This window comes from Aquabacterium sp. (assembly GCF_016234775.1).
Lineage (GTDB): Bacteria > Pseudomonadota > Gammaproteobacteria > Burkholderiales > Burkholderiaceae_C > Aquabacterium.
Genome location: NZ_JACRAH010000036.1, coordinates 242,016 through 252,811 on the forward strand (window position 1 = coordinate 242,016; position 10,796 = coordinate 252,811).

General features: G+C 55.3%; 7 protein-coding genes. All 7 read left to right on the forward strand.

Annotated features, from left to right (window positions below; genetic code table 11):
* Positions 1–100: 100 nt before the first annotated feature.
* The 7 genes from HY836_RS11180 (at position 101) to HY836_RS11210 (ending at position 10,445) form a co-directional block, all read left to right on the forward strand.
* The gene (locus HY836_RS11180; RefSeq protein ID WP_290676225.1) at positions 101–1,552 is read left to right on the forward strand and encodes a type I restriction-modification system subunit M; all 1,452 of its coding nucleotides are present in this window, start codon (positions 101–103) and stop codon (positions 1,550–1,552) included.
* Complete coding sequence (locus tag HY836_RS11185) at positions 1,549–3,351, forward strand: restriction endonuclease subunit S (RefSeq protein WP_290676226.1); 1,803 nt, start codon at positions 1,549–1,551, stop codon at positions 3,349–3,351. The genes HY836_RS11180 and HY836_RS11185 overlap by 4 nt, the downstream gene beginning before the upstream one ends.
* Positions 3,348–5,696: an EcoAI/FtnUII family type I restriction enzme subunit R gene (hsdR, locus tag HY836_RS11190; protein ID WP_290676227.1), complete on the forward strand. Its 2,349-nt coding sequence runs from the start codon at positions 3,348–3,350 to the stop codon at positions 5,694–5,696. Before HY836_RS11185 ends, hsdR begins: the two co-directional genes overlap by 4 nt.
* Before the next feature lie 32 nt (positions 5,697–5,728).
* A complete protein-coding gene (locus tag HY836_RS11195) occupies positions 5,729–6,751 on the forward strand; it encodes a GIY-YIG nuclease family protein (RefSeq protein WP_290676228.1) in 1,023 nt (340 codons plus the stop codon).
* Positions 6,752–6,858: 107 nt separating this feature from the next.
* Positions 6,859–7,176, forward strand: a complete 318-nt coding sequence (locus HY836_RS11200; RefSeq protein WP_290676229.1) for a hypothetical protein — start codon at positions 6,859–6,861, stop codon at positions 7,174–7,176.
* A 375-nt stretch (positions 7,177–7,551) separates the two neighbouring features.
* Entirely contained in the window at positions 7,552–9,582 is a 2,031-nt protein-coding gene (locus HY836_RS11205) for an AAA family ATPase (protein ID WP_290676230.1), read from the forward strand.
* A gap of 56 nt (positions 9,583–9,638) precedes the next feature.
* The gene (locus tag HY836_RS11210; RefSeq protein ID WP_290676231.1) at positions 9,639–10,445 is read left to right on the forward strand and encodes a hypothetical protein; all 807 of its coding nucleotides are present in this window, start codon (positions 9,639–9,641) and stop codon (positions 10,443–10,445) included.
* Positions 10,446–10,796: the final 351 nt, after the last annotated feature.

Genomic DNA, 10,796 nt, shown 5'->3' on the forward strand with positions numbered 1-10,796 from the left:
ACGGACCGCTTTGATCTTGGGATGTCTTACAGTCCTAAGCTGGGGCTTTTGGCCTCACTTTGGCCCTCACAGTATCAATAATTTCGGACAGGCGCAGTAAGTGTTTGAACAGACTTTCAAGAACATCGACGACATATTGCACAAGGACGCCGGGTGTACCAGTGAGCTGGATTACACAGAGCAGTCCTCTTGGCTGTTGTTCCTGAAGTACCTAGACGCGCTGGAGCATGACAAGGCATCCGAAGCTGAACTTGAGGGGAAGCCTTACCATTTCATCTTGCCCGAGGATTTTCGTTGGAACAACTGGGCGGCGCCAAAGACAGCAGACGGCAAGTTAGATCACAACGCCGCCATGACGGGCGACGACTTGCTTGACTTCGTCGATGCCCGCCTGTTCCCGTATTTGGCAGGCTTTAAGCAGCGTGCCAGCGGCCCCAACACCATCGAATACAAGATCGGTGAGATCTTCGGTGAGATCAAGAACAAGATCCAGAGCGGCTACAACCTGCGTGATGTGATCGACCGGATTGATGAACTTCGCTTCGGCTCACAGGCGGAGAAGCACGAGCTCTCGCATCTGTATGAAGCCAAGATCAAGAACATGGGCAATGCCGGGCGCAACGGCGGTGAGTACTACACCCCACGCCCGCTCATTCGCGCCATGATCAAGGTGCTGGACCCCAAGATTGGCGAGCGCATCTATGACGGGGCTTGTGGTTCGGCTGGCTTTTTGTGCGAAGCCTTTGACTACCTGCTGCCTAAGGCCACCAAGTCAGACGATTTGAAGACGCTGCAGACCAGGACCTTCTACGGCAAAGAAAAGAAGAGTCTGGCATACGTCATCGCGATCATGAACATGATCCTGCATGGCATTGAGGCACCCAACGTCATCCATGCCAACACGCTGGGTGAGAACATCAATGACATCCAGGAGAAGGATCGCTATGAGGTGATCTTGGCTAATCCGCCATTTGGTGGCAAAGAGCGGAAAGAGGTTCAGCAGAACTTCCCGATCAAGACGGGTGAGACTGCCTTCCTCTTCTTGCAGCATTTCATCAAGTCGCTCAAGGCCGGTGGGCGTGCGGCCATCGTGATCAAGAATACCTTCTTGAGCAATACCGACAATGCCAGCACCAGCATCCGAAAGCTCCTGCTTGAAAGCTGCAACTTGCACACAGTGCTGGATTGCCCGGGTGGCACGTTTCAGGGCGCGGGCGTGAAGACGGTTGTTCTTTTTTTCGAGAAGGGTGAGCCTACACGCAAGGTTTGGTACTACCAGTTGAACCCGGGCCGCAACATGGGCAAGACCAACCCACTCAATGATGGCGACCTGACTGATTTCCTCGAACGACAGAAGTCCTTTGCGGATTCGGAGCTGAGTTGGTCAGTAGATGTGGCTGGCTTGGATGCGGCCTCGTTTGACCTTTCGGTGAAGAACCCGAAGGGGGGTAATGAGGTAGTGATGCGCTCTCCGCAGGAGATTCTTGATGAGATCGCAGCGTTGGATGCGGAGAGTGCTGAAGTGCTGGCAACGATTCGGGGGTTGTTGTGAAGTCCGGCTGGATTACGAAAACGCTGGATCAGATTGCAGAAAATCTCGACAGCAAGCGAATTCCCATCACAAAGGCGAATCGCACGTCGGGCCCTTACCCGTATTACGGCGCATCAGGGATCGTTGACTATGTGGGTGAGTACATATTCGATGGCGACTCGCTGTTGGTGTCAGAGGACGGTGCAAACTTATTGGCCAGGGCAACTCCCATTGCATTTCCAGCCACCGGAAAATATTGGGTCAACAACCATGCACACGTTCTTAAATTTGATGATCTGACGACTCAGCGGTGGGTGGAGTTGTATCTTGAGAGCATCCCGCTTGACGAGTACATCACTGGTGCGGCGCAACCCAAGCTCAATCAAAAAGCTCTGAACTCTATCCCCATTCCACTCGCCTCAGTTCAAGAGCAACGCCGAATCGTTGCCATCCTTGACGAAGCCTTCGAAGCCATCTCCGAAGTCAAGGCCAACGCCGAGAAGAACCTGCTGAGTGTGGAGAGTCTGTTGGCACAGCGTGTTGACGAATTGTTCCAGTGTCCAGCAGTGCAGCAGGCTCCCGCATTTCTTCTTGGGGAGTTGGCTAGCTTTCGCAATGGCATCAACTTTGACCGGCATAGCAAGGGACAGAGTGTTCGGATTGTCGGTGTCAAAGACTTTCAGCAGAATTTTGATGCCCCAACGGATGATCTTGAGTGGGTGGTTGTCGAAGGGGAATTGAGTCTGGCTGATCGAGTAGAGCCAGGCGACATCGTGTTCGTCCGTTCAAACGGTAATCCTGAATTGATTGGGAGGTGTTTGTTGATCGGACAAATGAGTGAGCCCACGACACATTCGGGCTTCACCATAAAAATGCGCTTGAAGGGCGCGTCGGTCAATCCTCGGTTTGCCTGTCATTTCTTGAAATCCACTTCGGTAAGGCGTCAACTTGTCGAGGGTGGCAACGGTGCGAGCATCAAGAGCTTGAATCAAGGCACTCTGTCTGCAGTTCGCCTGCCGGTTCCATCATTGGATGTGCAATCAGAACTGGTCGAGCATGCAGAGACGCTAAAGCGCGAAGCTATCCGGCTGACGGCGATATACGAACGCAAGCTTGCTGCTCTCGACGAACTAAAAAATTCCCTCCTTGCCCAAGCCTTCAGCGGTCAACTTACAGCTAGACAGCCTTTGCGAGTCGCCCAACCTCAAGCACTTCAAACGGCAACCCCTCAGTTCACAGCAGGTGTGATCGCTCTTGCCTATGCGCGCCACGTGAAGCAGCAAAGAGAAAAGACCTTTGGTCGTGTCAAAGAGCAGAAAGTTCTTCATCTGGTTGAGTCCATTGCCAAGGTCAATTTGGGGCGTCAGCCGATGAAAGATGCAGCAGGCCCGAATGACTTCCAACACATGCTCAGGGCTGAGCAGTGGGCGAAACAACATAGCTTCTTTGAAATGGTCGAACGTGGTCAAGGGTATGACTTCAAGCCGCTCAAAGATTTTGACAAGCATCTATTAAATGCCCGGCAAGAGCTAGGCCCGCATCTGATTCGGATTGAGGAAGTCATTGATCTTCTCGTTCCCATGGACTCTCAAGACGCCGAAGTGTTTGCAACAGTCCATGCAGCATGGAACAACTTGCTGATGGACGGTGTTGAAGCCACAGAGAGCAGGATCCTCAAAGAGGCTCGTGACTCGTGGCACCCTGACAAGCTACTCATTCCAGAGCACAAGTTCAAAAAGGCCATTGAGCTTGTCCGCCGCAAAAATCTCATTCCTGATGGGACGGGCAAGTACGTGACTGGTCAAAGGGCACTGCTATGAATGAAGCCGAGACCCGAGCCGAACACATCGACCCAGCCTTGAAAGCCGCAGGCTGGGGTGAAGTTGAGGGCAGCCGCATTTTGCGCGAGCACAGCATCACGCTGGGGCGTTTGCAAGGCAGTGGTGGTAAGGGGGCTCGGGCTAGAGCAGAGATAGCCGATTACGTTCTCGTCTATCGCAACACCAAGTTGGCCGTGGTCGAAGCCAAAGCTTGGAGCAAGCCACTGACTGAGGGCGTCGGGCAGGCCAAGAGCTACGCATCGAAGCTCAAGGTGCGCTACACCTATGCAACCAACGGCCAGGCGATCTATGGCATCGACATGGACACCGGAGTTGAAGGCGAGGTGCCCGGCTACCCCAGCCCTGAAGAGCTGTGGAATCTGACCTTTGCTGAGCAAAACGCCTGGCGTGACCGCTTCGCCGCCATCCCCTTCGAAGACAAGGGCGGCACTTGGCAGGGGCGCTACTACCAAGACATTGCCATCACCCGGGTGCTGGACGCCATTGCACATGGCCGCGAGCGCATCCTGCTAACTCTGGCCACGGGCACGGGCAAGACCTTCGTGGCCTTTCAACTGGCCTGGAAGCTTTTCCAGAGCCGCTGGAATTTGAATGACTGGAAGTCAGGCGAAGAGCCCAAGCGCCGCCCCCGCATCCTTTTCTTGGCTGACCGCAACATCCTGGCCGACCAGGCCTACAACGCATTCTCGGCGTTCCCTGACGATGCCCTCGTGCGCATCGATCCGGCTGACATCAAAAAGAAGGGGCGAGTTCCGAAAAACGGCAATATCTTCTTCACGATCTTTCAGACCTTCATGAGCGGCCCGGGTGATTCACCGTACTTTGGTGACTACCCACCCGATTTCTTCGATTTCATCGTCATTGACGAGTGCCACCGTGGTGGGGCCAAGGATGAAAGCTCGTGGCGCGCCATTCTTGAGTATTTCGCACCCGCTGTGCAGTTGGGGCTGACCGCCACGCCCAAGCGCACATTGAATGCCGACACGTACGCCTACTTTGGCGAGCCTGTTTATCAGTACTCGCTGAAAGATGGCATCAACGATGGCTTCTTGACGCCCTTCAAGGTCCGCCAAATCGCGACCACGTTGGACGAGTACGTCTACACCTCTGACGACGAGGTGATTGAGGGGGAGATCAAGCCAGGCAAGCGCTACGAAGAGAAAGACTTCAACCGTCTTATTGAGATCAAGGAGCGTGAAGAGCATCGTGTCAAGCTCTTCATGAGCATGATCGATCAGCGAGAGAAGACCATCGTCTTCTGTGCCACTCAGATCCATGCACTGGCCGTGCGCGATCTGATCAATCAGATTAAGACCAGCACGGCACCGAATTACTGTGTGCGAGTGACCGCCAATGATGGCGCGCTGGGAGAGCAGCACCTGCGCGACTTTCAGGACAACGAGAAGACCATCCCGACGGTCCTGACAACATCGCAAAAGCTTTCAACTGGGGTGGACGCGCGCAATGTGCGCAACATCGTGCTGATGCGCCCCGTGAACTCAATGATCGAGTTCAAGCAGATCATCGGGCGTGGCACCCGGTTGTACGACGGTAAGGACTACTTCACGATCTATGACTTCGTGAAGGCACATCACCTGTTCAGTGACCCTGAATGGGATGGCGAGCCCATTGAGCCTGAGCCACCAAAGCCAAGGCCAGATCCGCCGCCACCAGGGCCGAACCCAGAGCCGCCCCTTCCACCGCCGCCGCCACCTCCGCCAATCCAGAAGATCAAGATCAAGCTGGCCGATGGCAAGGCGCGCAAGATTCAGCACATGACGGCCACGACGTTCTGGAGTGCGGATGGCACACCGATGTCTGCCGCACAGTTCCTGGAAGCGCTCTATGGCGCATTGCCGGAGTTCTTCAAGGACGAGGATGAGCTTCGAACGATCTGGAGTTCGCCCGACACACGAAAGGCATTGCTCGCAGGATTGGCCGACAAAGGCTTTGGCCGCGAGCCTCTGCTAGAGATGCAGAAGATCATCGAGGCAGAGAACAGTGATCTCTACGATGTCCTGGCTCATGTCGCTTTTGCCTTGGAGCCCGTATCCAGAGAGATGCGTGCGGCCAATGCGAAGGTGGCAGCGATGTCAGCCGATGGCCTCACAGACAAGCAGCAGTCGTTTGTGGACTTCGTCCTTGCTCAGTACGTGAAGCAAGGCGTTGATGAGTTGGACCAAGAGAAGTTGTCGCCCTTGCTCAAGCTGAAGTACAACAACGCGATTGCAGATGCGTTTGCGGAGCTTGGCAAGCCAGAGCAGGTTCGACGTGTTTTCGTTGGATTCCAGCGGCACCTGTATGAGGCGTCAGTCAGCAGCTAGCAAAACAAGATCACGATGAAGCAGGGGAAATGATGAGCGTGAGCAATGGCCGAACGTTGAAGTTGTTCCTGGTGGATGGCGTGCCGAACGGCCTGCTGACAGCAGAGATCATGAACTGGACTGGGCACGTGATTACCGGTCCACGCAGTCGACTCGGCGAGTTGATTCAGCGACCGGAGAGCCGCCGCACGGGCGTTTATTTCTTGGTGGGGGCTGAACGCGGGCCAGGCATCGGAACGCAGGTTTATATCGGCGAGACGGACGACGTCACGCAGCGACTCACCGCACACAATCGACCAGAGGACAAGGGGGGCAAAGACTTCTGGGAAAAGGTTTGTGTTGTCACCAGCAAGGATGCGAACCTCACCAAGGGGCACATCAAGTACTTGGAGAGCCGCCTGATCAAGATCGCACAGCAGGCAGGCCGTTGCGAGCTGTTGAATGGCACAGATCCAGGGTATGAGAACCTCCCCGAGGCAGACAGATCGGACATGGAGTTCTTCCTGAGCCAGATTCAAACCCTTTTGCCAGTGCTCGGCTTTGACTTTCTCCGGGAAACACCAAAGGCAGTGTCGGGCGGTGTTATCAACCAAGCAGGCAGTGATACCGCTCCTTTTGTAACGACTACGATTGACCAGCCATCACCGATCTTTGTCGGAGACATTCGCAAGCATGAGATCACCGCTCGCGGGCAAGAGATCAATGGCGACTTTGTAGTGTTCAAAGGTTCTAAAACGCGCGCGGCTTGGGAGGGCGTCGATGCAACCTACACAGGCCTGTTCAATGAGTTGGTCCGTACGGGCGTGCTGGCACCCACAGCCGATGGTCGGCATCGGCAATTCACCAAGGACTATGCGTTCTCAAGTCCAAGTGCTGCAGCCGCCATCGTGGCCGGGCGTAGTGCAAATGGACGCATCCATTGGACGGACGAAAAGTCGGGGCTGACCTACGGTGCATGGCAAGAAGCGCGCGTGAACCAAGCGTTGGGTCGGCCAAGCCTTGGGGAGCGGCTCTTGGAAGAATTGAACCGAACGCCGGATCAAAAGGAGTCGTGAGGACTCTTCCATTAGTTGCAAAGTTTGGTCGACGAAGGCTTATCGAGAAAAGCCAGTGATTCTCTGGCGAACGGGGCTCTTGGGCCTGTCTCTGGGGTAGATGCAACATGACTGACGCAGATGAAAGGCAGCTCTACGATCATGCATTCGCGAGCTATCGTGACCTCTTTGGGTCAATGGACGGTCCTGCGCGAGCTCTTTGGTTTTTCACCATGGATGAGGCGGAGATCCTCAGCTTTCCGGTCTCGGCGGGGCAAGATCATGCGGAGGCTGGCATTCGTCACGGGGTCAAGTTGGCTGCGATGGCAGATGCGCTTGAAGCCTTGCTGGGGTCGCAAGAGTCTGCCCATGAAGTAAATGACCTCCGCCGGATTGCAGCGCAGCATGGGTATCGCGGCAAAGCAGAGGGCACTGAGCCCTGCTAAGCGGGTTGTCTCAGACTTTTTTCCCAAATATTGTTCGCAGCACGCGCTGTTCGAGTCGAGTCGAGACGTGCACGAGCCAAGAGGCGGACATTTGATCGAAAGAACGGGTGCTACGCCGTCAAGGTCATGACAACAGATGGCACGACCATCACCTTTGGGCATCGCACTCGACGCATCTGGAGGAAATGATTGAATCGCCCCGGCTTGCTGGAAAGGTGAGCGGACTGGGGCAGTGGATAATCGGAAGGGTAAGAGCCGATCGCAACTCGACACGTCAGGGCGCACTGCGTCCATTGGGGGGCAATTTTGATATTCATCGATCGACTGCGTGTGCCGCCGCCAGAGGTTCTGTCTGGCCCACAGGCAGAGACTCGAATGGCAGCCGCCAAGCGCTTCTTCAGCGGCACGGAACGTATGCGCGATCAGAAGCGCTTCGATTTCAGTCTTGGGTTCGCAGGCAAAGAGTTGGGGCTGGCCCTTAGTGAGCTTTTCCACGGGAAATGCGCATATTGTGAGCAGGCGATCGAAATCGGAATCGATCGCTTCCGTCCATCATCCAACAGTCTAGGAATCGACGGAAAGACTGATCCCAATCACTACTGGTGGCTAGCGTATGACTGGAGCAACCTGTATTTCGCCTGCAATGGTTGCAGTCGCGCCAAGGCAAATCGATTTCCAGTTTCTGGTAAGCGGGCTCGCATAGGCAGTCGGGGTGGCGACCTTGTGGACGAGATGCCAATGCTTCTCGACCCTTGCTTTGATCAGCCGGAAGACCACCTTGAATTCGATGAAACCGGAAGGGTCATCGCGAAGTCTGAGCGCGGTCATCTGACTATCGAAACGCTAGCGCTGAATCGTCCTCAGCTACTTCAACTCCGGAAGTCGGACGCAAAGAGGATCATTCAGGAACTTAACGAAGGCGGCGTAAGCGAGAGGCGGATCCGTCGAATCACGAGCGATACGATGCCGTTTGCGGCGATGCGCCGCAATCTCGTCAGCCTAGTCGGCCAAGGCGACTCGAGCATCACAGGAGAGCGGCTTGGCCTGCAAGAGCAGCACCGACGAGATCTCGAGAGCACTCAGTACACCGTTGGTGCTGATGCGACCGCGCACGACAGGGCTATCGAGCGATCACGCACTCGATACATTGAGCGCGTCGTCCTCAAGAATGTGGGCATACACGGAAGTCTCGATCTGCGAACAGCTCGTGCCGATACTTCCAGCGCACCCTGGATGATGCTTCTCGGCGAGAACGGAGTTGGCAAAACCACTCTTTTGAAGGCGGTCGTCTTCGCGTTGGCCATGCCCCAGCAACGGGAGAAGCTCGTCGAATACTCGCGTAGCGTGCTGCCGCGTGACGGCAAGACAGGATCGATTGCGATTCACTATACAGACGGTGAAGTCATCCGTGCGACTATCGATCCCTTGACTGGACGCGTTGAGACAAACTTTGTTGAGCCTCGATTCAGGCTTCTAGCGCTTGGGGCGACACGTCTGTCGCCCACTTCCAAGCGGCGGCCGCCCAGACAGCCTTCTTACGCGAAGGTCATGAACCTGTTCGATCCGTTCTGTCCTCTAGAAGATTCGGTGAGCTGGCTTGCGCGCATATCTGACGCTGAGTTCGGACGCGCAGGCGGAGCCCTCAAAGCACTTCTAGGGGCTCCAAACTCGGCAAAATTTGAGCGGACTGGAAAGCTGGTCGTACTTCGGCAGGGAGCGCATCGCAGCGACCTACAGACTCTTTCCGATGGCTACCAGACAATCATCGGAGTCGCATGCTCCATCATGTCCACGCTGGTCGAATCGGATCAGCCGGTCGAAACTGCTGAAGGCATCGTTCTTATCGATGAGATTGGCAACCATCTTCACCCGACCTGGCGGATGCGGATCGTACGTGGTCTGAAGGCAGCCTTTCCACGCGTGCAGTTCATCGCGACCACTCATGAGCCCCTATGCCTGCGTGGGCTCGAGGACGGCGAGATCGCTGTACTTCGGAGAAATGCATCTCAACGGTCAATGCTCATCGACGAGCTGCCTCCCGTTCGAGGACTCTTGGTAGATCAGATTCTTTCGTCGTCGCACTTCGGACTTGGTAGCACGATAGATCCAGAGACTGCAGAGAAGTTCGAGATCTACTACGGGCTACTGGCCAAAGGGCAGCTCAGTCCAAAGGAGGTGGGGCGGCTGAAGTCACTCCAAGACGAGCTCAATCGAATTCGCTTGATTGGAGACACGCCAAGCGAGCAGATTCTTCTGCGGACAATCGACGAACGGGTTGCTCGCGCAAACAGCATCGGCAAGCCACTCGACCCCAGTGACCTTCCAAATGAATTGAGAGACGAACTCGCCGAAGTGCTAGAGCTGGCCACGAGGCTCAGCCCGTCGCGGGCGGGAGGAAAGCTGTGATCTACATAGACCGTTCGCGAGTAGAAATTCCCGCAACGCTATCCGGTCGAACGAGCATGGGCAAGATGGAGACGAAGGAGGTCATCGCCTTCTACGCACTCTCGACCAACCAAGGGAAGAGCTTTGAGGGGTATGTCGCCTACAACGAAGAAGATGTCAAAGAGCACCTCAACGTCCTCTTTGACTACAAGTGCGCTTATTGCGAGATGGACTACGGTGGAGCACCACTAGATATCGAGCATTACCGCCCCAAGGGGGCGATCATCGAGCTCGATCCGGCAACCTACAAGCCATACAAGAAGTCCAAAAAGGTGCCAGCACTCAAGCCAGGGTACTACTGGTTGGCTGCGCATTGGGAAAACTTGCTGCCATCCTGCATCGACTGCAACCGACGCCGAACCCATGAGTACCGTAAAGTCGGCAAGGAAGTGACCGGCAAAGGAAACTACTTCCCTTTGGCTATTGGCTCTACTCGAGCGCGGAAGCACACGCAGCACGTGGCTCTTCGTAACGAACAGCCGTTGCTGCTGAACCCATGTAACGACGATCCTTCTCAGCATCTTCATTTCGACGATGAGGCCAACATATTCGGTGACACCGAAAGAGGCGTTGCGACCATCAAAGTACTAGGTCTGCAGCGCGATCCTCTCGTCAGAAAGCGCCATCGCGTCTTGGTATTGCTTCAGAACTCGATTGCCAACATCAAAGAGGCACGCGTTGCCCTCAAATCCGATCCCGACAACGAGTTCGCGAAGAGGATCATCAGCAAAGAGCTAAAGACGATTAGGGAGCGCTATCTCGTCGACAGCGCACCATTTCTCGCGATGGTCGGTGCCACGGTCAGCGCCGAGCTAGGAATCTAAGGTCTGAGTTAGTGCGTCGCTGCAACGTTGGCGTGTCGTGGCACTTGTCAGGCGCCTGTTGACCGCGCTGTCTCAGACTATTGCGTCAAGATTGGCGGTCGGCCGCATCAGCGGGGCAGTTTGTCTCAGACTTTAGGCCACGAGGCTAGTCTGGAAGATCAACAGTCGCCACAGGTTCGGGTGTCTCAGACTTTATTGGCACTGAACAGCCAATGCCAGTCAGTTAAGCCTCGCGTGATCTGACAGGCTGTAAAAAGGGAACGTGTTTCACGTTCCCTTTTTATTTCATGGGCTTGCTTCAAGATGCGCTGAATGAGACGTTGGCGACCTTGCCAGCTGATGGGGTGGCCC